This is a genomic window from Nocardia canadensis, assembly GCF_032656385.1.
GTDB lineage: Bacteria > Actinomycetota > Actinomycetes > Mycobacteriales > Mycobacteriaceae > Nocardia > Nocardia canadensis.
Map to the genome: position 1 here is coordinate 1,785,696 of NZ_JAVCWB010000008.1, position 21,253 is coordinate 1,806,948.

A 21,253-nucleotide genomic window follows, 5' to 3' on the forward strand; every position below is an offset into this window, starting at 1 on the left:
AACTCAAGCGGCGACAGTGGTGGCGGTGGTCGACGAGATCAGTTCGGCCGCGGTGGCGGCGAAGAGGCGGTGACCCGCCGGACTGGGGTGCAGACCGTCGGCGGTCCACACCTCCGGCCGGGCCCAGTCGGGGTGCGCCGCGATGTCGAGCAGCAGGGTGCCCGTGTCGGCGGTGACACGAGCCAGCACCTCGTTGGCGACGGCGAAACGCTCACGCAGCAGGGCGCGGAAGCCGTCGGGGACGGGCAGCCGGGCGGGGATGTCGGGGTAGGTCGCCGTGAACACGGTGGCCCTGCCCGCCCGCAGGGTGGTGAAGATGGTGTGCAGATTGTCGGCGAACCGGTCCTCGTCGTAGGCGCTGACCAGGTCGTTCACACCGACGACCACACCGTAGAGGCCGGCCCGGGCGCTCGTCGCCGCCGCGAGCTGACCCGCGACGACATCACCGGTGGTGGCGCCGTGGGTGCCGAAGTTGCGAATCGTGGCGGGGCGCAGGCCGAGCTGGCCGCCCAGCCGCGACACCCAGCCCCGGTAGCCGCCCGCCGCGGCCGGGTCGCCCCGGCCTTCCACGAAGCTGTCGCCGAGCGCCGTCAGGCCGGCCGCGATCACGCCGCCACCTCCCGCGGCAGCGACGGGTGCCCTGCCTGGTGCCGCCGCGCTATCACCGCCGGGCGCTGACCGTTCATGCCGAGACTCCGGTGTTGACCACGTGCCGGTCGGCGACGGGGAAGTTCACCTCTTCGTAGAGCGCGGCCAGCTCCTGCTCGCCGAAGAACTTGTCCGGCGGGTACAGCCCGGCGATCAGACCGAAGAACTTCTTCGAGTAGTGCGGGCTCAGGCTCGCGGCGCGGAACACCGAGTCGTAGTACGGCGTCAGGGTGAGGTCGGAGATCGACTGGGTCAGCTCGTAGGTGCTGGCGCTCTGGGCGTCGCGCTCGCGCTGGTACTCCGGCATGGTCTCTTCGAACGGCCGCGCGCCCGAGAGGCTTTCGTGCACCAGGTCGGCCAGCAGCTGGCTGTACTTGAAGGCATCCGTGATGCCCCAGCCGGTGAACGGATCCTTGTGGTAGCCGGCGTCGCCGACCAGGGCCCAGCCGGGGCCGAAGGACTGGCGACGGTAGTTGTCCGGGTAGAGCATCGGCCGGAACGGCTCGACGCGCTTGCCGGTATCACGCAGGCGCGCACCGATCTCCGGGTCGACCTGGTCGACGATCTCCTGCAGGCCCGCGTCGGGATCGGTGCGGAAGTCGCGGAAGCGGTCGCGCTTGCGCATCACCGCGACCAGGGCCAGGCCGTCGTTGGTCGGCCAGGAGGCGAACTGCTGCTCGCCGAAGCCGGTGCGGTGGTGCATGCCCCAGTCGACGCCCTCGTAGTAGGAGTAGTAGACGAAGCAGGCGGCGGGCGAGCCCTCGTAGGTGGCCGCGCCGACCTCCTTGGCGACGATCGAGTTCGCGCCGTCGGCACCGACGACCAGCCTGGCCCGGAACTCCTGCTCGGGGCCCTCGCCGACGCGGCCGCGGATACCGGCGACCCGGTCGCCGTCGCGCAGCAGGCCGGTGACGGTGAAGCCCTCGATCAGCTCGGCGCCGGACTCCCCCGCCGCGTCGACCAGGATCTTGTCGAGCACGGTGCGGCGCGGGCAGTACACGGCGTCGATGCCGTCGGCCGACGGATCGGCCATGCCCGGGATCTCGATGTCGGTGTAGGTGAAGTTGAGGTGGCGGATCGGCGGGCAGCCGGTGGCCACGACGGTGTCGAGCAGACCCCAGGACTTCAGAAAGCCGAGGCCGGCCTGGTGGATGTAGTGCGTGGACGGGGTGTCGCTGGGAAAGGTCGCGCGATCCACGGCGAGCACCCGGTAGCCCTGACGGGCCAGCAGCATGGCCAGGGGCGAGCCCGCGACCCGGGTTCCGACGACGATGACGTCATACATGATGTGATCACTTTCGGTGGTCGAATTCCGATTTCGAGTCTGTCGCCGATGAATTGCGGAAACCACTGCGGGCCACCGCTATTCATCGGCCGATCGGTCCCGGCTATCGTCGGCGGGACGGCTGGGGAATTTCGCGCCGCGTTACCCGCGCGACATGTACAGCTGATCTATTTCCGCGGAATAGGCGTCGGCGATCGCCGCCCTGCGCAATTTCAGCGACGAGGTGAGCAACCCGGCCTCGACGGTGAAATCGCCGTCGACGACACGGAACGCGCGAATGGATTCCGCGCGCGACACCAGGGAATTGGCGTCGTCGACGGCGGCCTGGATCTCGGTGGCCGGCTCCGCGTCGGGATGGTCGATCTGCCACTTGGCGGCGCGATCGGCGTCGAGGGTGATCAGCGCGGTCACGAACGGGCGCCCGTCACCGACGAGCATGCAGTTGCTCACCAGCGGGTGCAGCCGGACCCGGTCCTCGAGCAGGGTCGGGGCGACGTTCTTGCCCCCGGAGGTCACCAGGATCTCCTTCTTGCGCCCGGTGATTCGCAGGTGGCCGTCGTCGAGCTCGCCGATGTCGCCGGTGTGCAGCCAGCCCTGCTCGTCGACGGGCCGCTGATCGGCCGCCGCGCCCCAGTACCCGGGCGAGACGTGCGGACCGCGCACCAATACCTCGCCGTCGGCGCCGATGCCGACCTCGGTGCCGGGAATCGGACGCCCGACCGTGCCGACCCGGTTGGTCTCGGGCGCGCTGACGGTGACCGCGGTGGCCGCCTCGGTGAGGCCGTAGCAGTTCAGGATCACCACGCCGACACCGGCGTAGAAGCCCGCGGTGGTGTCGTCGAGCGATGCGCCGCCGGAGATCACGTAACGCAGCTGCCCGCCGAACGCGGCCGAGACGGCGTCGTTCGTCGCGGTCGGCGCCGCGCCCTCGGCCAGCAGGGCGAGTCCGCGCTCGACCGCCGCCGCCTCCTGCTCCTCGGTGAGCAGGGCCCGGGTGTGCTTGCGGATCTTCTCCAGCGCGTAGGGAACCAGCGCCAGGAAGGTGGGGCGCAGCCGGGCCAGCGCCGGCACCAGGTCCGGGACGCCCGGCAGCAGGTGGGTGCGGCTGCCGCCGTAGAGGCAGGCGAACAGGATGGTCTGGCCGAACACGTGCGACAGCGGCAGGGCCAGCGCGGTGGTGCCGTCGAACAGCGTGCCGGTCTGGCGGGCGGTGTTCGCGGCCGTCACGTACATGTTGCGGTGGCTGATCATGCAGCCCTTGGCCAAGCCGGTGGTGCCGCTGGTGTAGACGATCATCGCCAGATCGCCGGCGCCGACCGCGGCGATCCGCGCGTCCAGCTCCGGGTGCTCGCCGTCTCGGCCGGTGGACCACGCGCCGAGTTCGTCGAACGACCACACCTCGCCGTCGGCGCCCGCCGAGGTCAGGCGGACCGCGTCGGCGGCGGTCTCGGCCGCGAAGAAGCGGCTGCCGCTGTCACGCAGGATGTGCTCGATCTGGGCGGGTGAGGAGGTCGGGTACACCGGCACGATCACCGCGCCGATGGCGACGGCGGCACAGTCGAGCAGTGCCCATTCCAGGCTCGTGCGCCCGAGCACCGCCACGCGATCGCCCGCGGCCACCGCTCGGTCGAGCAGGGCCGAGGCGAGCGCGCGGACACGGGTGTCGAGGTCGCCGGTGGTCAGCTGGGTTCCGTCGACGGCACACAGGGAATGGCGCGCGGGGTCACGCCGTGCCGCTTCGGAAACAATCGCATACAGACTGGAGGTATCGGATGGAACGAATCCGTTCGCGGTGACAGACACTGTGTTCACGAATTGAATTCTTCACGGCGGCAACCATTCCCGTCGCCGCCGCCATCGCTGTTCCTACCGCGCGAAAGTCATGTCCTATCGACGGGTTCACGCCGACAATGCCCGGACATCATCTAGCTGTGTCGATTCGATGCATTCCAGGAACAGCGCGACGGCGGGATTGGGCTCGTCGGCACGCCACACCGCGTGCAAATCCAGGGTCGGCACCGGGTCGAACAATTTCACCGCCACCGAACTACTGCCCGCCACTCCCATTCCCATCGAAATCGCCCGCGGTAGCGAGGCGAATCCGACGAGCGGACGGACCGAGACCATGTGCGCGGTCGCGCCGGGGTCGTCGGCCGAATGCGTGACGTTGAGCGAGATCCTGGTCTCGGCGGCCGAGCGCAGGATCGTGTCGTACATCGCGGGACACTGCTCGCGCGCGAACAGCACACAGTCCTGATTCTGTAGTTCGGCGAACGGGACTCCTGGCCGGTCCGCCCACCGATGTCGTCGTCCGACGACAGCCACCAGTGGAACCCGGTGCAGCAGGCGGCGATACCGGAAGTCCGCGGTACTGGGATGACCGTAGACCAGGGCCAGATCGAGTGAGCCGTCGGCGAGACCGGCCAGCTGGGGCCCGGTCCGCTTCTCCCACAGCGACACCACGATGTCGGGGTGTCGTTCGGTCATCCTGGTCAGCGCCTCCGGCAGCACGTGTCTGCTGGCAGGCAGGTTGTAGCCGATGTTGAGACTGCCCGCGCGACCTTCGGCGGTCGCCTTGGCCGCCTGGGCGGCACGGTCGAGCTGGGCGACGATCTGGCGGGCCTGGAGTTCGAACTCCCGTCCCGCCGGGGTCAGCCGCACCTCATGGGAGTTGCGGGCGACCAGTTGGACGCCGAGCGACTTCTCCAGCTTCTGCAGCTGGGCACTGAGACTTGGTTGGGTCAGATGGAGGCGCTGCGCTGCGCGACCGAAATGCAACTCTTCGGCGATGGTGATGAACGAAACGAGGTGTCGGAATTCCATGACGCCGGGCTCCTTCCGAGTACCACCACGCTATCGAGAGCGGATAACCCGTGATGAATACCGATCGCCCAGAAGTCGCCATGCGCGTTGCCGGTGGGTGAACCCGCCCCGGATTCGGCGTGGCCGCCCCGGCGCGGCGCGCGTGCGGCCGAAACACACGGCGCGCCACCGGCGCACCGGGGAACCGCCCACTCTACCGCGCGGCCGCCCTGGATGGCGCTCAGGAGACCGGGCCGTTGACCACCGCGTAGGCGAAGCCGTCCCAGCCCTTCGCGCCGACCGTCTGCAGCACCGTCGCGTCCAGGCTCGGCTCCGCGGCGAGCAGGTCGACGAGCTCGCGGCTCGCGCGCACGTTCGGGTCCTCGGAGTGCTCGTCGGCCAATCCGCCCTGGCGCACCACGTTGTCGACGATGATCACCGAGCCGGGACGGGTCAGCCGTAGCGCCCACTGCACGTAGTTGGCGTTGTTGACCTTGTCGGCGTCGATGAACACCAGGTCGAACGGTTCGGTCGTGTCCTCGGCGACCTCGGGCAGCGTGTCCAGCGCGGCGCCGACCCGGATGTCCACCCTGGCCCCGACTCCGGCCCGGTCCAGGTTCTCCCGGGCGACCTTGGCGTGGCGCGGCTCGAATTCGAGGGTGACCACGGTGCCGCCGTCGCCGACCGCCCTGGCCAGCCATTCGGTGCTGTAGCCGCCGAGCGTGCCGATCTCGAGGATCCGCCGCGCGCCGGTCGACCGGGCGAGCAGGTGCAGGAACTTGCCCTGTGGGGGCGAGACATCGATCGCGGGCAGTCCGGCTTCGGCGTTGGCGGCCAATGCGGGCGCGCCGTCGCCGCCGACCAGCGCGTCCACGATATAGCGATCGACAGCGGCCCAATCGTTGTCCGTCATGGGGCCAGTGTGCCACCGTCGGCGGCCCTCGGCTTGTTCTCGACCGCGCGAGCAGCCGGATGTCCCACTCCCGCAGATGCGCTCGCCGCCCGGCACCGCCGGACGGAACACATCCCCGACCCGGGGTTCCCGGCGTGCAGTAACAGTGTTACCGTTCGGTCGGCCGCTGCGGCGTGACGTGCGTCATGAATCCGCTCCGACGCGGCCGGGGACACAGTCGCGACGGTGCGGCGGTGGCATCGATGGGAGTGGTATGCAGCAAGCACGATCGCTGGCGCGCCGGGCGGCGGTGACCGCACTGGCCTGTCTGGCCGCGGTGGCCGGGTCGGGGGTGGTCGGCACGCAGGTCGCCGCGGAGCCGGTCAGCGCGTTCTACGTGCCGCCCGCGCAGATCCCCCAGGCGCCGGGCGCGATCGTGAAGACCCAGCCGATGACGATCCTCGCGACGCCGCCGACCGCGGCGGGCTGGCCGACCCAGGCCCAGCACGTGATGTACACCAGCCGGTTGCAGGACGGCTCCCCCGTCGCCGTCACCGGCACCTATATCGAGCCGAAGAACCCGTGGCAGGGCGCCGGTCCACGGCCGACCGTGGTCATCGGTCCCGGCACCTCCGGCCAGGGCGACCGGTGCGCGATGTCGGTGGCGTTCTCGACCGGCGTCTCGGTGACCGCCGATCCGCTCGGGCTCTCGGCGAATCAGGAACTGCCGTCCTCGGCGGTGTGGAGCGCGCTCGGCGCGCGGGTGCTGATCACCGACTACATCGGTCTGGGCACCCCCGGCATCCACACCTACGCCAACCGGTTCGAGAGCGGCCACGCGATCCTCGACGGCGCTCGTGCCGCGAACGCGCTCGGCGGGGTCGGCCCCGAGACGCCCCTGGTGCTGTGGGGATACTCCCAGGGCGGCGGTGCCACCGCGGCGGCGGCGGAGATGGCGCCCAGCTACGCGCCGGAGCTGAACCTCAAGGGCACCTGGGCCGGTGGACCGGTCGCCGACCTGTCGGCCATCCTCGAGCGCATCGACGGCGCGCTGATCGGCGGCGCGATCGGGTTCGCCGTCAACGGCATGCTCGCCCGCTACCCCGAACTCGAGCAGGCCGTCGACCGGGTGACCAGCCCGCAGGGCCGCGCCATGCTCGCCACGCTGAGCGACTCGTGCGTCGCCGACCTGATCACCTATCACCCGTTCCTGCGGACGAATTCGCTGACCGTGGACGGGCGTTCGCTCACCGAGCACCTCGCCGAGATCCCCGAGGCCGCGCCCGTACTGGCGGAACTGCGCCTGGGCAGCACCACGCCGACCACCCCGGTGCTGATCACCAGCGGTCGCAACGACGACACCGTCCCTTACGGCCAGGCCCGGCGGCTCGCCGAGGACTGGTGCGGGCAGGGCGCCACGGTCACCTTCCGTACCAACGAACTGCCGCCGATCCTGCCCGGCACGACCATCCCGAACCACTTCGGTCCGGAACTGATCGACGGCTTCGGTCCCGACAACGCGGTGACCTACCTGCTCGACCGGCTTGCGGACAAGCCGGTCGGCGGCTGCTCGTTCGACTGAGCGCCGCACGGCAACGGGGCCCGCAACGGCGCGGGCCCCGTTGTCGTGTCCGGTCTCAGAACAGGAAGTAGCGCTGGGCCATCGGCAGTTCGGTGGCCGGGTCCTCGGCCCACACCTCGCCGTCGACCCGGACGGTGAAGGTGTCGGGGTCCACCTCGATGCGCGGCATGGCGTCGTTGCGCGGCATGTCGGCCTTGGTGACCCGGCGGACGTTCTTGACCGGCACCAGCTTCCGGCGCACGGCCAGCCGATTCGCGAGACCGTCGTCGATGGCCTGCTCGGAGACGAAGTGCAGCGAGGTGGCCGCGGCGGCGGGCGCCGCGGCGCCGAACATCGGCCGTGGCAGCACCGGCTGCGGGGTGGGGATGGAGGCGTTGGCGTCACCCATCGCGGCCCAGGCGATCATGCCGCCCTTGAGCACCGCGTGCGGGCGGACACCGAAGAAGGCGGGCTCCCACAGCACCAGATCGGCCAGTTTGCCGACCTCCACCGAGCCGATCTCGTCGTCGAGGCCGTGCGAGACCGCCGGGCAGATGGTGTATTTCGCGATGTAGCGCTGCACGCGGGCGTTGTCGGCCGCGCCGTCGCCGGGCAGGGCGCCACGGCGGCGCTTCATCACGTGCGCGGTCTGCCAGGTGCGCATCACCACCTCGCCGATGCGGCCCATGGCCTGCGAGTCCGAGCCGATCATCGAGATGGCGCCCAGGTCGTGCAGCAGGTCCTCGGCGGCGATGGTGGACGGGCGGATCCGCGATTCGGCGAAGGCCAGATCCTCGGGGATCGACGGGCTCAGGTGGTGACACACCATGAGCATGTCGAGGTGCTCGTCGAGGGTGTTGACCGTGTGCGGCCGGGTGGGGTTGGTGGAACTGGGCAGCACGTTCGGATGCGAGGCGACGGTGATGATGTCGGGCGCGTGCCCGCCGCCCGCGCCCTCGGTGTGATAGGCGTGGATGCCGCGGCCGGCGATGGCGGCCAGGGTGTCCTCGACGAAACCGGCCTCGTTCAACGTGTCCGAGTGCAGCGCCACCTGCACCCCCGCCGCGTCGGCGACGGTGAGGCAGGCATCGATCGCGGCGGGCGTGGAACCCCAGTCCTCGTGCAGCTTGAAACCCGAAGCGCCGCCGCGCAACTGCTCCCACATGGATTCCTGGCTGACCGTGTTGCCCTTGCCGAGCAGCACGATGTTCATCGGCCAGTGGTCCAGCGCTTCCAGCATCCGGGCCAGGTGCCAGGAGCCGGGGGTGACGGTGGTGGCCTTGGAGCCCTCGGCCGGGCCGGTGCCGCCGCCGATGAGCGTGGTGATGCCGCCGCCGAGCGCCTCGTCGAGCAGCTGCGGACAGATGAAGTGCACGTGACAGTCGATGGCGCCCGCGGTGAGGATGCGGCCGTTGCCCGCGATGATCTCCGTCGACGGGCCGACGACCAGGTCCGGGTGCACGCCCGACATGGTGTCGGGGTTGCCCGCCTTGCCGATGCCGCAGATGCGGCCCTCGCGGATGCCGACGTCGGCCTTGATGATGCCCCAGTGGTCGATGATCACCACGCCGGTGATGACGGTGTCGGGGGCGCCGTCGGCGCGGGTGGCCCGGGACTGGCCCATCGACTCGCGCAGCACCTTGCCGCCGCCGAAGACGGCTTCCTCACCGGCGAGTCCCGGTCCGCCGCTGCGGTCCTCGGTGATCTCGATGATCAGGTCGGTGTCGGCGAGCCGGATGCGGTCGCCGGTGGTCGGCCCGAACAGTTCGGCGTAGCGGGCGCGGCTCAGTTCGGTCATCGGTTCTCTCCCGAAGAGGTCGTGTTCTCACGCATCGAGGCGGCCCGGCGGGTTGGCGCTGATCCCGTACACCTCGCGGGTGCCGCCGATCGGCACCAGCGAGACTCGTTGTGGCAGACCGGGTTCGAAGCGGACAGCGGTGCCGGCGGGGATGTCGAGGCGGTGGCCGTGGGCGGCCGCGCGGTCGAAGTCCAAGGCGGCGTTGGCCTGCGGGAAATGGACGTGGCTGCCGACCTGGACGGGGCGGTCGCCGGTGTTGACGACGTCGAGCGCGAGGCGCACCGCGCCCGCGTTGAGTTCGATCGTGCCCTCGGCACAGAGGTATTCACCGGGAATCATGGACCTCGCCTATCCGATCGGGTGGTGCACGGTGACGAGTTTGGTGCCGTCGGGGAAGGTCGCCTCGACCTGCACGTCGTGGATCATCTCCGGCACCCCGTCCATGACGTCGTCGCGGGTGAGCACCGAGCGGCCCGAGGACATCAGCTCGGCCACGGTCCGCCCGTCCCGCGCCCCTTCGAGCACGTGATCGGTGATCAGGGCGACCGCCTCGGGGTGGTTGAGCTTGAGTCCCCGCGCCTGCCTGCGGCGGGCGAGTTCGGCCGCGTAGCTCAGCAGCAGCCGTTCCTGCTCGTGCGGCGACAGGCGCATCGGGTCTCCTCGCGGATCGTGGACGGGTGTCCGACATTCTGACACGCCCGACGCGCCCTCGCCCGTCCACCCGACACGATTACCGACCGCTCGGTCTCTCCCATCGGCCGGTCCCGAACCCGCACTCCGGCACCGAGGTCGAAATCGGTGGCACGCCGCGCGACCCGCGCCTGACGTCGCTCGGCATGGACGAAGGGACCGGGCTGCTCGATGTGGTCGACGTGGAGGCGACGTGCTGGGCGGGCGCGGTGCCGTCGGGGCAGTGCGGCGAGATCATCGAGATCGGACTCACCGTGGTCGATCTCGGGATGCGGAAGCGGGTGAGCAGGCATGGGATTCTCGTGCGGCCCGCGCGGTCGACGGTGAGCGCGTTCTGCACGGAGCTGGCCGGCCTCACGCAGGAGCAGGTCGACGGGGGTGTCACGTTCGCCGAGGCCTGCCGGTTGCCGGCAACCGAGTTCGACTCGGGGTCGCGGCAGTGGGCGAGCTGGGGTGACTACGACCGCAAGCAGTTCCTCGCGCAGTGCGCGGCCACGGGCGTGCGGTATCCCTTCCGTGGCCGGCACACCAACGCCGAGCAGGTCTTCGCCGAGAGCTACGGGTTGCGCAAGCAGCAGGACATGGCGGGGGCGCTCCACATCGCCGGATTGCCGCTCGAAGGCCGCCACCATCGCGGCGAGGACGACGCGTGGAACATCGGGGCGCTGGTCGTCGACGTGCCCGGCCGCGAGGGGTGGCGGGTCACCACGGAAGGAGTGGGGTCAGGCGGCGAGATTCTGTAGGCGGACCTGGCCGCGGGCGACGGTGCGGCCCTCGGCGTCGGTGATCACCACGACCCACAGCTGCTGGCTGCGGCCGCGGTGGAGGGGGGTGGCCTCGCCGGTGAGGACGCCCTCGCGGACCGCGCGCAGGAAGTCGGTGTTGTTGTTGACACCGACGACCGAGCCGCGCTCGCCGAACCAGACGCCGGCGCCCACGCTGGCCAGGGTCTCGATGACGGTGCAGTAGACGCCGCCGTTCTGGATGCCCGCGGGCTGGTGCAACTGCGGGCGCACCTCCCATTCGCCGCGCACCCGGTCGGGGCTCACCTCCGTGTAGCGCAAACCGATCAGATCGGTGAAGGTGCCTTCGCTGGCCTTGGTCATCAGCTCCGGGGTGATCTCGGCCAGAGACAGGGTGTTGTCGGTCATACGTTCCGGTCTACACCATCGAATTCGGCGGCCGACACCCCGGGAGACGAAGCGGCGGACCCCGTCACTGGGACGGAGCCCGCCGCGGCAGGAATGAGGGGGTCGACCGCAGCCCTCGGGACCACCGGCTCATCCATACGCCGAGATGAGCATAGGTCAGGCTTACCTAAGTGGTCAACCCTCACCCCGACTTGTCTCATCTGTCTCACAAAGAGTCTCATAATCATCTATTGGAGATACCGGTACACCGTCGCGCGAGAGACGCCGAGCGCGGCCGCGATCTCGGTGGCGCTGCGCTGTTCCACCCCGCTCATCCGGCGCGCGGTCGCGATGCGTTCCGCGTCCAGAGCCGCCGGGCGCCCGCGCGTGGCGACCACCCGACCGGCGTCCGCGGGATAGAGCAGTTCCACCCCGGCCAGCACCTCTGCCCGCAGGTCGCCGGGTGATTCCGCGGCGAACACCACCACCGGATCGCTGAGCGCGCCCAGCGCTTGCGCCGCGCGGACCCGGTCGGCCAGCGCCGGACTCGGCCCGGCGACGAGCCGGTGCGCGGCCAGCATCGTGGCACGGAACCGCTCGAAGATCGCGCCCGGCGCGGCGAGGGCCAGGTCGTTCACGGTGAGCCGCAACAGATACCGGTGTTCGAGGAAGACGTCGAGCAGTCCTTCGAGGACGCGCCGCCGGGCCGTGCGCGGATCGGGGTGGGCGGCCTCGGCGACCGCCGCCGCCATAGCGGCGAGCAGCGGCTCGGCGAGTCCGGCGAGGATGTCGTCTTTGCTCGGAAAGTGATAGAGCACACCGGCTTTGGAGATATCCAGCCGATCGGCGATCGCCCGGACCGTGGTGCGGTGGTATCCGTGCGCACCGAACAGTTCCAGGGCGACCATCAGGATGCGCTCGCGGGTACCCGGCATCCGCTCGTCGGTCATCGCGACATCCTAGCGCCCTTCACTGACCGGCGGTCAGAATCTACCGCGCGGGGACTGACCATGGGTCAGCCCCTTCGCGGAGAGTCACCACGCCGACCCGTCCACGCCCTCTCAGCTCCGGCGCCGGCATCGGCAGGCCCACCCTCACCTACCGGCTCGCCCGGCACGACGCCGAACCGACGGCCGTCGAACTCGCACCCGAGCCGCGTCCCGGCGGCAACGGCGTCGACCCGCGCGGTGCGCATCGCCGACGCCACGGGCGTGCTGCCCGCGACGAGCGGGGGGGTTGCACGCCACCGCGCGGTCGGTCAGCGCGAGCGGCGCCCTGCGGGTCCCGGCGTCGAAACCGCCCCCTGGCTGCGCAATCAGCTCACCCGCTGACGATGCGGCCGCCGTTGGTCGCCCGGGCGTTCCGGCCGGAGAGCGCGCGGGCCGCGTGACGGCACGCCGCAGCCGGCCGCGTGGGCTTGCTCAACACGATCGCAATACTCCATGATCACACCTACCTCTATGTTTCCGAGGCTTGTGTCGATGTTGAAAGCTCATGTTCTGGGCGCACGACGGCCAGGGGTGGGCGCGGCGAGAGAGGCAAGATTTCGTGAGTAGTAGTCGTATCCCCCGCTGGGCCGCGCAAGCGGCCATGTGCGCGGCCGTCGCCGGTGCCGCCGTCGCGGCACCGGTGCAGGCCGAGCCGCTGTGGCCCGGCGGTCCCGATGTGCCCGGCGTTCCGGCGATCATTCCCGCGCCGCCGCCGGAGCCGGTGGTCGCGCCGTGTAGTGAGAAGGCGCGCGCCTGCCTGCAGCTGTCCACCAACAATGCCTGGCTGATGGACAACGGCAAGGTGACCTACGGGCCGACCCCGATGTCGCACGGCCGTCCGGGTTACGAGACCCCGCCCGGCGTCTTCAAGGTGGCGTTCAAGAAGCCGTTCCACTGGAGCACCCTGCACAACGCGCCGATGGAGTACGCGGTGTTCTTCAACGGCGACATCGCCTATCACATCGGGCCCACCGAGGAGCAGTCCCACGGCTGCATCCGGCTGACGCCCGAAGGCGCCAAGGCGCACTACGAGTGGCTGGAACCGGGCGACGTCGTCGAAGTGGTGCCCTGAGTCGTCGCGAACCGAAGGGGAGGCCGGATCATCGGCCTCCCCTTTCTCATGCCACCGACACGGTCAGCGCGTCGAAGAGCCAGAGGTGGGCGGCACCGGAGGTCACCGTGGCGCCGGTGAGGGTCGCGGTGAGCCGCCAGTACCGGATTCCGGCACGTCTCCGGCGTGCTCCTCGCCAGGGGGATTGACGGCGTCGACGGCGAACGTGATTGTTCGCCGTCGACCTGACGGGACCGGTCGTCGGCACAGGTCACGCCGCGATCGGCTGTGACAGGACACCACTACCGGCCAGTAGTTCCACCAGGAAGTATCTGGATTCGAATTTCGCGAATCGGCCGATTTCCTTGCCGAGGGAAATGAGCGGGGCTACGTTACCCACATCACAGCAGAGGAGATCTGATTGTGATCCCCATCCCGGCCGACGGGTCCTCCATTTCCGGCGGGATGCTCATCGATCATGCAAGGAGATTTACCATGGGTTCGCTGACCGAGATAATGATGGCCGCCATTGCGGGATTGGGTTCGATGGTCGAGGGCGATGGACTCCTGGCGGTCTTCCTCGGCTCCGTCGAGGCATTCTTCCCGTAAAAACTGCCGGTGACACCCCCCCTGCCGGACTCGTCGACGAGTCCGGCAACCCTCCCGAGGCAAGGACAATAACCATGGGATCTCTCTACGAATTGATGCAGACCGGCGCGGGCAGTTTGAGCGATGCCGTGCTGCCTTTCATCCAGGCGCTGATCACCGTCAGCGGCGGCACGCCGACGCCGGGTAAATAGCACACAGCGAAACAGCGCGGGGGCGGGCCGGTCACGGTCCGCCTCCGCCCCGTTTCCGGCAACCCCTCTCACCCGAGCAGCACAGCATCAATAGCTGAACCGAATAACTGATCAACACCGCGCGGCGAGAAGAATGAGGCCGCCGAACACTGTTCGAATCCGCGGAAAGTGGGGACCGGCGAACAGGCCGGTGCGCGACTGTTGCCACACGTCCGCTCACTTCAGGCGCTGCGGCGGTGCCCCCGCAGCACACCGCCCCCATCGCGAGTGCCACCATCAGAACTCCCTCCGCCCCACCCGCGACGACGACTCATCGCAGATCAGGCCGACCACAGGTCGAAATCCACCCCACTTGACGCACTCGTCGTGAACAGCTCCGTTCGCAGCGTCCACCCGGAGTCGCCGTACCAGACAGTCGCCGTAACCACAGGTCACACGTAGCTCCGCCACGCCGGACGGCAATCGTCGAGCAGCTTCCAGAAGGAAAGAAAAGAATGAACGAATCACCATGAGTGAAACAGTGGGTTGCCACACTGTGGCGGCAGCGCTACGTTACCGGCATCACATCGAGTTACGACGTGATGACCGCCCCGGGAAGAGGGACCACCCCATTTTCGGGGGCATGACAACAGCGCAAGGAGATACTGCATGGGCTCGTTCGATGAGCTGCTACTCGGCGTACTGGGAGGAATGGCTTCCGCGAACCAAGGAGATCTTCTGCTCGAGACCTTCCTGGGCTCCGTCGAAGCGTTCTTCCCGTAATCCGAAAACACCCGCAGGAGTAATACATGGGTTCCCTCTACGAAATGTTCGCGACCGGCATGGCCAGTCTCGGCGATACCACCCTGCCCCTCGTCCAGGCGCTGATCTCCCTGAGCGGTGGCACGCCCATCGGCGGCTGATCCACCCGCTGACCTCAGGTTTCTCGACAATCAAGCAAGGAGTTCGACCATGGGTTCGTTGACAGAGCTGATGATGGCGGCGATCGCGGGCTTGGGTTCCGCGGCCGAAGGTGACGGCCTGCTCGCCGTCTTCCTGGGCTCGGTAGAAGCCTTCTTCCCGTAAACCGCCCACCCCACCGATCCTCAGGAGTACGACATGGGTTCCCTCTACGAACTGCTGGAGACCGGCGCCGGCAGCCTCAGCAATGCCGCGCTGCCCTTCATCCAGGCGCTGATCACCGTCAGCGGTGGCACGCCCACCCCGGGCAAATAATCACCAGCGCACGTAGTTTCAGCGCGGTGTGGGGGCAGGTCGCCCACCGGCCCGCCCCCGCATCCGCCCGAGAAGTCAGCAGGCTCGCATCACCATGAAGATCGACATGCTCCGCGCGCTCGTCGCGGCCGCCTGCGTCGTGGCTGTCGCCGCGACGCCCGTGTTCGTCGACACCGCGCAGGCCGGAGCCACCCCCGGCGCCCGGCTGGTCAGCCGGACCGAATCCGGCCAGGTCGCCGACATCAGCGTCTACTCCCCCGCCATGGATCGCACGATCGCGGTGCGCGTCCTGCGACCGGTCGATGCCTCGACCCCGGCGCCGACGTTGTACCTGCTCAACGGCGCGGGCGGCGGCGAGGACTCGGCCAACTGGCCGGGGCAGACCGATGCGGGCGGGTTCTTCGCCGACAAACACGTCAATGTCGTCATCCCGATGGAAGGCGCGTTCAGCTACTACACCGACTGGCTGCGCCCCGACGAGAAACTCGGCAAGAACCTCGAGAACAACGGCCGCAACATGTGGACGACCTTCCTGACCCAGGAACTGCCGCCGGTCGTCGACGCCGCCTTCGGGACGAACGGCGTCAACTCGCTGGCGGGCATCTCGATGGCGGGCACATCGGTCCTCGACCTCGCGATCCAGGCCCCCGACCTGTACCGCAGCGTGTCGGCCTACAGCGGCTGCGCGATGACCAGCGACCCGATCGGGCGAGCCTTCGTCTCGACGGTGGTGCGTATGGGCGGCGGCGACGTCGAGAACATGTGGGGTCCGGTCACCGACGCCGCCTGGCGCGAACACGACCCCTTCGTCCAGGCCCACCGCTTGCCGAATATCCCGATGTACATTTCCGCCGGCACGGGTTTGCCCGGAATTCACGATACTCTCGACAATCCGCGCGTCCATATCAATGGAAAGAATCCGACCTCCATTCTGACGAATCAGATGATCGTCGGTGGCGGTATCGAGGCGGCGACGATGTATTGCACGGCCAATCTGGCTCAGCGCACCCGCGAACTCGGCCGCACGAATATCACCTACAACCTCCGGCCGACCGGCACCCATTCGTGGGGCTATTGGGAAGACGATCTGCACGAGTCGTGGCCGATGATGGCGACGGCACTCGGCCTGTGAGCGCCGAACTGCGCGTCGGCACCGAGCAGCTGCGCCCGCGCGACGCGGTGTTCGTCTACGACGAGACCGACCGCCACCTGTCCAACGTCGTCGGGGTGTACTTCGCCGACGCGTCGGACCGGGAACCGTTGACCCTCGGCGAGGTGCTGGACTGGGCGCGGGCGGGTATCGGGCACGCGGCGCTGTTCCACCGACGGCTCCAGCGCGTGCCGATGGATCTGGATCTGCCGTACTGGGTGCCCGATCCGTCCCTGTCGGTGCGCGAGCACGTCACCCTGACGCGGCCGGGTGCCGGAACCTGGGACGACGCGCGCGCCCGGATCGCCGAGATCACCGCCACGAGAATGGATCTGACGCGGCCGCCCTGGCAGATCCACGTGCTCGATCGCATCGAGGGTGTCCCGGCGATGCCGGGCCCGACCACGATCGTGGTGCTCGCGTTCCATCACAGCGTCGGCGACGGCGTCGCCACCCGCGCGCTCGAGCAGCGGCTGTTCGGTACCGCCCCGGCGCCCGCGATCCGGCTCGACGAACCGCGTCCGCTGGTGCGGGCGCTCCGGACGACCGCCGCGCTCCCGCTGCGGCCCGCGCAGTTCGTCGGCGGACTGCGGCGGGCCCGCGCGGCGCGGGACGAACTGCGCGCGCTGGTCGAGGCGGGCGCCGTGCACGAGCCGGTGGCCGAGCGTCCGGCGACCCGGTTCAACCGGGACATCCACGCGGAGCTCACCTTTCACCTGTTCCCGATTCCGCTGCCGGAGGTGCTTGCCGCGAAGACCGCCGCGCCGCAGCGGGTGACGATCAACGACCTGATGCTGACGACGATCGCCGGCGCGCTGGCCGCCTATCTGGCCGAGCACGACGAGACGCCCGAGGGCTCGCTCGCCGCGATGGTGCCGATGTCGATGCGCGGTGTCGCCGACTGGGATTCGGCGAATCAGCTCTGTCAGATGATCGTCGACCTGCACACCGACCGCACCGACCCCCTCGCCCGGCTGACCGCGCTCAAGCGATCGGCGGACCTGGCCAAACAGCGCACCGCCGATCCGGTGGTGCGGCGTGGGGACCGCCGGGTGGAGACCGCGCCCGCCCTGCTGCTGCGCGCCGCCGGATGGGCCAGGGCGCAACGACGTTTCGACGACGCGGCGACGGTACCGCTGTGCAACACCACCATCAGCAACGTGCCGCCGGTGACCGACACCCTGGTCTTCTGCGACCGCCCGATCCGCCGGGTCGTCGGCTCGCTGCCGATCCTCGACGGTGACGGCCTGCGGCACCTGATCACCTCGCAGGGTGACGAGATCGTCATCGCGGTGACCACGAATCCCGCGATGATGCCGGACCCGGAGCACTACGGCGAGCTGCTGCTGCGGTCCTTCCGAGAACTCGCCGCCGCGCTGCGCGCGTCGACCGATCCCTAGCGTTGCAGGCAGCTGGTCCGGCGCACCGGCAGGCCCCGATCCTCGAGCGCGCCGAGCAGCAGCTGGCCGCGCCGGGCACCCGCGGTGGCGTCGGTGCGAGCCAGGTCGGGCACGTAGGTCGCCGCGCCGATGACGGATTCGCCGACCAGCGACCAGAACCGGCGCGCGGGCAGGCCCGAGCAGCGGGTGAGCACCGATTGCAGCGGGATCAGCGAGGACGCGCACCGCTGGGCCAGCCAGACCGCCATCGCCGCCTCACAGGGCAGGGCGACGGTGTCGCGCTCGTCGACCTCGGGGTCACCGTCGACGACGCGAATCGTGGTGTCGGACAAGCCCGCCCAGTCGATGCCGCCGTCGTTGTCGTGGTGGATCCAGAGGTTGTCGCGGCCGGGGTCCCAGGCACGGCCGGCCATCACGAACAGGGCCGTCACCCGGCCCGCGACGGCGTGGATGAGGGCGGTCGCCACCACCTCGGCGGCGATGTCGTCGTTGATCATCTCGGCGGCGTGCCTGCGGTACATGAGTTCGACGCGGCCCTCGGACAGGCCGTTCGGCACGTGCCACCAGCGGCGTTTACCCTGACCGGCCATCGCCGCCACGGCATAGACCCGCGGATGTTCGGGTTGCAGCGATTGCAACCGGGCGCACGCGCGATCGAACGCGGCGGTGCTGCGGGACGTGACGGTGGTGACGGGCTCGGGCATCGAACCTCCTCGAACAGTGGGTTCCCGTGACGATGATGTCTCGGAACATAGGTTAGGCTTACCAGACTTCACAAGTCGTGTCCGGATTCGAGTCAGGAGAAGTACGTCGCCGTGATCCACCCTGGCACCGTCAGACGTCGTCGTCTGACCGGCCTTCTTCTGCTCGTTGTACTGCTCACCGTCGCGGTGGTGGCGAGCATCGCCATCGGTACCCGCTCGCTCGCACCGGCCACGGTGTTCGACGCCGTCACACACGCTCTCTGCTGCGACGGCGGCCCGTTCCGATGCCCGGCCCGCTCCACCGCCGAGGAAATCGTGCGTGAGCTGCGTCTGCCGCGCACCGCGTTGGCCCTGGTCGCCGGGATGGCACTGGGCATCGCGGGCGCGCTCATCCAGGGGTATACCCGCAATCCGCTCGCTGATGCCGGTTTGTTGGGACTGAATGCGGGCGCGGGCTTCCTGGCCGCGCTCAGCATCTACCTGTTCGGCTTCACCGCGCCGAGCCAGTACATCTGGTTCGCCTTCGCCGGGTCGGCGATCGCGGGGGTGGTCGTGTTCGGGGTGTCCTCGATCGGCGGCGGCAAGGCGAGTCCGCTGAGCCTGGTGCTCGCCGGCGCGGCGGTCACCGCGTTCCTCCAGGCGATGACCAACGCCGTGGTCGTGCTCGACAACGCCGCGCTCGACACCTACCGGTTCTGGGTCGTCGGCACGGTGAACGGACGCGAGGGCGGGGTGTTCTGGCAGGTGCTGCCGTTCCTCGTGGTCGGCATGGCGATGGCGGTCGCCGCGGCGCCCAGCCTGAACCTGCTCAGCCTCGGCGACGACGTCGCCCGCGGGCTCGGCGTCGATGTCGGCCGGGCGCGCGCGTTCGGGCTGTTCGCGGTGGTGCTGCTCAGCGGCGCGGCCACCGCGGCCATCGGGCCGATCGCCTTCCTCGGCCTGGTGGTGCCGCATATCGCGCGCACGATCACCGGCCCCGACAATCGCTGGCTGATCCCCTACTCGGGACTCATCGGTGGACTGTTGCTGCTGGTCGCCGACATCGCGGGCCGGGTGGTCGCCCGGCCGGGCGAACTCCAGGTCGGCGTGATGCTGGCGGCGATCGGCGCGCCGTTCTTCATCGCGCTGGTGCGCCGCAAGAAGTTGGTGACGCTGTGAGCACACTCGAGACGGACAAGCTCACCGACGCGGGCGCCGCCCTGCGCAAGGTGCGCCCTGCGCTGCGGATCGGGCCGGTGTCGCTGGTGTGGCGACCGGTGCTGTTCGGGGCCGTGCTGGCGCTCGCGGCGCTGGTCTTCGCGCTGTTCTGCCTGGACATCGCCGTCGGCGAGACCCACATCCCGCTGCGCCGGGTCCTCGATGTGCTCGGCGGCGGTGGCACCCGGTCGCAGCGGTTCATCATCATCGAGTCGCGGCTGCCGCGGGCGCTGACGGCCGTGGTGGTCGGCGCGGCGCTCGGCCTGTCCGGCGCGCTGATGCAGTCGATCCTGCACAACCCCCTGGCCGGACCCGACGTCCTCGGGATCACCACCGGCGCCAGTGTCGGCGCCGTCGCGGTGCTGGTCGGCAGCGGCGGCGCGACCACGGGGCTGATCGCCACCCTCGGCGCGCCGCTGGCCGCGCTCACCGGCGGGCTGCTGACGGCGGTCGTGATCTATCTGCTCGCCTGGGGCCGCGGCCGGGCCGGGGAACGCGGGGTCACCGGATTCCGCCTGGTCCTCATCGGCATCGGCGTCAACGCGGTACTCCTGTCGGTGATCAGCTGGCTGCTCACCCGGGCCAGCCTCACCGATGCCGCCAGGGCCCAGCTCTGGCTCACCGGGTCGCTCAACGCCGCGGACATGGCCAGGGTCGCGCCCGCCGTGGTCGCATTGGCCCTGGTGACCGTCGTCGCGCTGGTCTCGGCGCGCACGCTGGCCGCGCTGCGCCTCGGCGAGGAGTCGACCCGGGTGCTCGGCGTGCGCATCCAGGCCCAGCAGGCGCTGCTCATCGGCGCCGCGGTGGTGGCGGCGTCGGTGGCCACGGCGGCCGTCGGGCCGGTCGGTTTCGTGGCGCTCGCGGCGCCGCAGATCGCCAGGATGGCGCTGCGCACGCCGGGGGAACCACTGCTGGCCTCCGCGCTGACCGGCGCCGGGCTGGTCGCGGCGGCCGATATCATCTCGCGCACACTGCTTCCCGTCGAGCTGCCCGTCGGCATCGTGACCGCCGCGCTCGGCGGGCCGTTCCTGCTCTACCTGCTCGTCCGCATGAATCGGAAGGCCACGCTCTCATGACCAGCCCCGCCCATCGCCTCGCCGCCGACAGCGTCTCCCTCGGCTACGGCGAGCGGGTGATCGTCGACGAGCTCAGCCTCGACATCGCCCCCGGCGTGGTCACCACCGTCATCGGCCCCAACGGCTGCGGCAAGTCGACGCTGCTCAAGTCGCTGGGCAGGCTGCTGCGCCCGCGCGAGGGACAGGTGGTGCTCGACGGCAAGGCCATCTCGTCGATGAAGACCAAGGACGTCGCCCGGGTGATCGGCATGCTGCCGCAGACCCCGGTGGCCCCGGAGGGACTCACGGTCGCGGATCTGGTCGCCCGTGGCAGGCACCCGCACCAGTCCTGGCTGCGGCAGTGGTCGGCCGACGACGAGACCGAGGTCGCCGCCGCGCTGGCCCAGACCGGCATCGCCGACCTCGCCGAGCGCACCCTCGACGAGCTCTCCGGCGGCCAGCGCCAGCGCGCCTGGATCTCGATGGCCCTGGCCCAGGGCACCGACATCCTGCTGCTCGACGAACCGACCACCTACCTCGACCTCGCGCACTCGCTCGAAGTGCTCGACCTCGTCGACCGGCTGCACGCCGAGTTCGGGCGCACGGTGGTGATGGTGCTGCACGATCTCAACCTCGCCATCCGCTACAGCGACGAGCTCGTGGTGATGTCGGCCGGGCGCATCGTGGCGCGGGGGAAGCCCGCCGACATCGTCACCGCCGAGCTGCTGGCCGAGGTGTTCGGACTCGACGCGACCGTGCTCACCGATCCGGTCTCGGGGCGGCCGATGATCGTCCCGATCGGCACCCGGCACGTGCACGGCGCGGACGGGTATGACGAATGACACACCAGCAAACCCCCCGTTACGACAATCTGTAGTACGCATCT

19 protein-coding genes are annotated in these 21,253 nt (G+C 69.8%); 8 read left to right on the top strand and 11 right to left on the bottom strand.

Annotated elements, in window-relative coordinates:
* Window positions 1–3: 3 nt before the first annotated feature.
* From Q7X29_RS22115 to Q7X29_RS22135, 5 genes are all read right to left on the bottom strand, one after another.
* Window positions 4–609, bottom strand: coding sequence for an SGNH/GDSL hydrolase family protein (locus Q7X29_RS22115; protein WP_218716282.1), 606 nt, complete (start codon window positions 607–609; stop codon window positions 4–6).
* 73 nt (window positions 610–682) lie between these two features.
* Window positions 683–1,933, bottom strand: a complete 1,251-nt coding sequence (locus Q7X29_RS22120; RefSeq protein WP_218716283.1) for an NAD(P)/FAD-dependent oxidoreductase — start codon at window positions 1,931–1,933, stop codon at window positions 683–685.
* A gap of 141 nt (window positions 1,934–2,074) precedes the next feature.
* Entirely contained in the window at window positions 2,075–3,736 is a 1,662-nt protein-coding gene (locus Q7X29_RS22125) for an AMP-dependent synthetase/ligase (RefSeq protein ID WP_218716298.1), read from the bottom strand.
* Between the two features lie 96 nt (window positions 3,737–3,832).
* Window positions 3,833–4,756 (bottom strand): LysR family transcriptional regulator, encoded by a 924-nt coding sequence (locus tag Q7X29_RS22130; RefSeq protein ID WP_218716284.1) that lies wholly within the window; start codon window positions 4,754–4,756, stop codon window positions 3,833–3,835.
* Window positions 4,757–4,976: 220 nt separating this feature from the next.
* The gene (locus Q7X29_RS22135) at window positions 4,977–5,648 is read right to left on the bottom strand and encodes an O-methyltransferase (protein WP_218716285.1); all 672 of its coding nucleotides are present in this window, start codon (window positions 5,646–5,648) and stop codon (window positions 4,977–4,979) included.
* 253 nt (window positions 5,649–5,901) lie between these two features.
* On the opposite strand from Q7X29_RS22135, the gene Q7X29_RS22140 reads away from it, so the two are divergent.
* A complete protein-coding gene (locus tag Q7X29_RS22140; RefSeq protein ID WP_218716286.1) occupies window positions 5,902–7,209 on the top strand; it encodes a lipase family protein in 1,308 nt (435 codons plus the stop codon).
* Between the two features lie 55 nt (window positions 7,210–7,264).
* Here the strand turns inward: Q7X29_RS22140 and Q7X29_RS22145 are convergent, their stop codons facing one another.
* From Q7X29_RS22145 to Q7X29_RS22155, 3 genes are read right to left on the bottom strand one after another with little or no spacing between them, the layout of a single operon-like run.
* Window positions 7,265–8,986 (bottom strand): urease subunit alpha, encoded by a 1,722-nt coding sequence (locus tag Q7X29_RS22145; protein ID WP_316575256.1) that lies wholly within the window; start codon window positions 8,984–8,986, stop codon window positions 7,265–7,267.
* Window positions 8,987–9,013: 27 nt separating this feature from the next.
* Complete coding sequence (locus Q7X29_RS22150; protein WP_316575257.1) at window positions 9,014–9,325, bottom strand: urease subunit beta; 312 nt, start codon at window positions 9,323–9,325, stop codon at window positions 9,014–9,016.
* 9 nt (window positions 9,326–9,334) lie between these two features.
* Window positions 9,335–9,637 (bottom strand): urease subunit gamma, encoded by a 303-nt coding sequence (locus Q7X29_RS22155; RefSeq protein WP_218716289.1) that lies wholly within the window; start codon window positions 9,635–9,637, stop codon window positions 9,335–9,337.
* Window positions 9,638–9,822: 185 nt separating this feature from the next.
* On the opposite strand from Q7X29_RS22155, the gene Q7X29_RS22160 reads away from it, so the two are divergent.
* On the top strand, window positions 9,823–10,419 hold the full coding sequence (locus Q7X29_RS22160) for a 3'-5' exonuclease (RefSeq protein ID WP_316575258.1): 597 nt from the start codon (window positions 9,823–9,825) through the stop codon (window positions 10,417–10,419).
* On the opposite strand, the gene Q7X29_RS22165 is transcribed toward Q7X29_RS22160, so the two are convergent.
* Window positions 10,399–10,782: a PaaI family thioesterase gene (locus tag Q7X29_RS22165; RefSeq protein ID WP_316575404.1), complete on the bottom strand. Its 384-nt coding sequence runs from the start codon at window positions 10,780–10,782 to the stop codon at window positions 10,399–10,401. The genes Q7X29_RS22160 and Q7X29_RS22165 overlap by 21 nt on opposite strands.
* 272 nt (window positions 10,783–11,054) lie before the next feature.
* Window positions 11,055–11,756 carry a TetR family transcriptional regulator gene (locus Q7X29_RS22170; protein WP_316575259.1) on the bottom strand — a complete coding sequence of 234 codons (702 nt, stop codon included), beginning with the start codon at window positions 11,754–11,756 and terminating at the stop codon, window positions 11,055–11,057.
* A 598-nt stretch (window positions 11,757–12,354) separates the two neighbouring features.
* Here Q7X29_RS22170 and Q7X29_RS22175 point away from each other — a divergent pair.
* The 3 genes from Q7X29_RS22175 to Q7X29_RS22185 all read left to right on the top strand — a co-directional run bounded on the left by Q7X29_RS22175 (window position 12,355) and on the right by Q7X29_RS22185 (window position 17,411).
* Window positions 12,355–12,867 carry a L,D-transpeptidase gene (locus Q7X29_RS22175; RefSeq protein WP_316575260.1) on the top strand — a complete coding sequence of 171 codons (513 nt, stop codon included), beginning with the start codon at window positions 12,355–12,357 and terminating at the stop codon, window positions 12,865–12,867.
* A gap of 2,088 nt (window positions 12,868–14,955) precedes the next feature.
* Complete coding sequence (locus tag Q7X29_RS22180; RefSeq protein WP_316575261.1) at window positions 14,956–15,993, top strand: alpha/beta hydrolase; 1,038 nt, start codon at window positions 14,956–14,958, stop codon at window positions 15,991–15,993.
* Window positions 15,990–17,411, top strand: a complete 1,422-nt coding sequence (locus Q7X29_RS22185) for a wax ester/triacylglycerol synthase domain-containing protein (RefSeq protein WP_218715951.1) — start codon at window positions 15,990–15,992, stop codon at window positions 17,409–17,411. The genes Q7X29_RS22180 and Q7X29_RS22185 overlap by 4 nt, the downstream gene beginning before the upstream one ends.
* On the opposite strand, the gene Q7X29_RS22190 is transcribed toward Q7X29_RS22185, so the two are convergent.
* Window positions 17,408–18,115, bottom strand: a complete 708-nt coding sequence (locus Q7X29_RS22190) for a hypothetical protein (RefSeq protein ID WP_218715952.1) — start codon at window positions 18,113–18,115, stop codon at window positions 17,408–17,410. The two genes, Q7X29_RS22185 and Q7X29_RS22190, sit on opposite strands and share 4 nt — an antisense overlap.
* 111 nt (window positions 18,116–18,226) lie before the next feature.
* On the opposite strand from Q7X29_RS22190, the gene Q7X29_RS22195 reads away from it, so the two are divergent.
* From Q7X29_RS22195 to Q7X29_RS22205, 3 genes are read left to right on the top strand one after another with little or no spacing between them, the layout of a single operon-like run.
* Window positions 18,227–19,273 carry a FecCD family ABC transporter permease gene (locus Q7X29_RS22195; RefSeq protein WP_316575262.1) on the top strand — a complete coding sequence of 349 codons (1,047 nt, stop codon included), beginning with the start codon at window positions 18,227–18,229 and terminating at the stop codon, window positions 19,271–19,273.
* Window positions 19,270–20,388: a FecCD family ABC transporter permease gene (locus Q7X29_RS22200; protein ID WP_316575263.1), complete on the top strand. Its 1,119-nt coding sequence runs from the start codon at window positions 19,270–19,272 to the stop codon at window positions 20,386–20,388. Before Q7X29_RS22195 ends, Q7X29_RS22200 begins: the two co-directional genes overlap by 4 nt.
* Window positions 20,385–21,209, top strand: a complete 825-nt coding sequence (locus tag Q7X29_RS22205; protein ID WP_316575264.1) for an ABC transporter ATP-binding protein — start codon at window positions 20,385–20,387, stop codon at window positions 21,207–21,209. The genes Q7X29_RS22200 and Q7X29_RS22205 overlap by 4 nt, the downstream gene beginning before the upstream one ends.
* Window positions 21,210–21,253 lie beyond the last annotated feature (44 nt).

Excerpts from the sequence above, each read along its gene's own strand:
- Q7X29_RS22120 (WP_218716283.1), bottom strand. The coding sequence starts at position 1,933 with ATGTATGACGTCATCGTCGTCGGAACCCGGGTCGCGGGCTCGCCCCTG.
- Q7X29_RS22130 (WP_218716284.1), bottom strand. The coding sequence starts at position 4,756 with ATGGAATTCCGACACCTCGTTTCGTTCATCACCATCGCCGAAGAGTTG.
- Q7X29_RS22150 (WP_316575257.1), bottom strand. The coding sequence starts at position 9,325 with ATGATTCCCGGTGAATACCTCTGTGCCGAGGGCACGATCGAACTCAAC.
- Q7X29_RS22145 (WP_316575256.1), bottom strand. The coding sequence starts at position 8,986 with ATGACCGAACTGAGCCGCGCCCGCTACGCCGAACTGTTCGGGCCGACC.
- Q7X29_RS22165 (WP_316575404.1), bottom strand. The coding sequence starts at position 10,782 with ATGACCAAGGCCAGCGAAGGCACCTTCACCGATCTGATCGGTTTGCGC.
- Q7X29_RS22160 (WP_316575258.1), top strand. The coding sequence starts at position 9,823 with ATGGACGAAGGGACCGGGCTGCTCGATGTGGTCGACGTGGAGGCGACG.
- Q7X29_RS22170 (WP_316575259.1), bottom strand. The coding sequence starts at position 11,756 with ATGACCGACGAGCGGATGCCGGGTACCCGCGAGCGCATCCTGATGGTC.
- Q7X29_RS22205 (WP_316575264.1), top strand. The coding sequence starts at position 20,385 with ATGACCAGCCCCGCCCATCGCCTCGCCGCCGACAGCGTCTCCCTCGGC.
- Q7X29_RS22190 (WP_218715952.1), bottom strand. The coding sequence starts at position 18,115 with ATGCCCGAGCCCGTCACCACCGTCACGTCCCGCAGCACCGCCGCGTTC.
- Q7X29_RS22155 (WP_218716289.1), bottom strand. The coding sequence starts at position 9,637 with ATGCGCCTGTCGCCGCACGAGCAGGAACGGCTGCTGCTGAGCTACGCG.
- Q7X29_RS22135 (WP_218716285.1), bottom strand. The coding sequence starts at position 5,648 with ATGACGGACAACGATTGGGCCGCTGTCGATCGCTATATCGTGGACGCG.
- Q7X29_RS22140 (WP_218716286.1), top strand. The coding sequence starts at position 5,902 with ATGCAGCAAGCACGATCGCTGGCGCGCCGGGCGGCGGTGACCGCACTG.
- Q7X29_RS22180 (WP_316575261.1), top strand. The coding sequence starts at position 14,956 with ATGAAGATCGACATGCTCCGCGCGCTCGTCGCGGCCGCCTGCGTCGTG.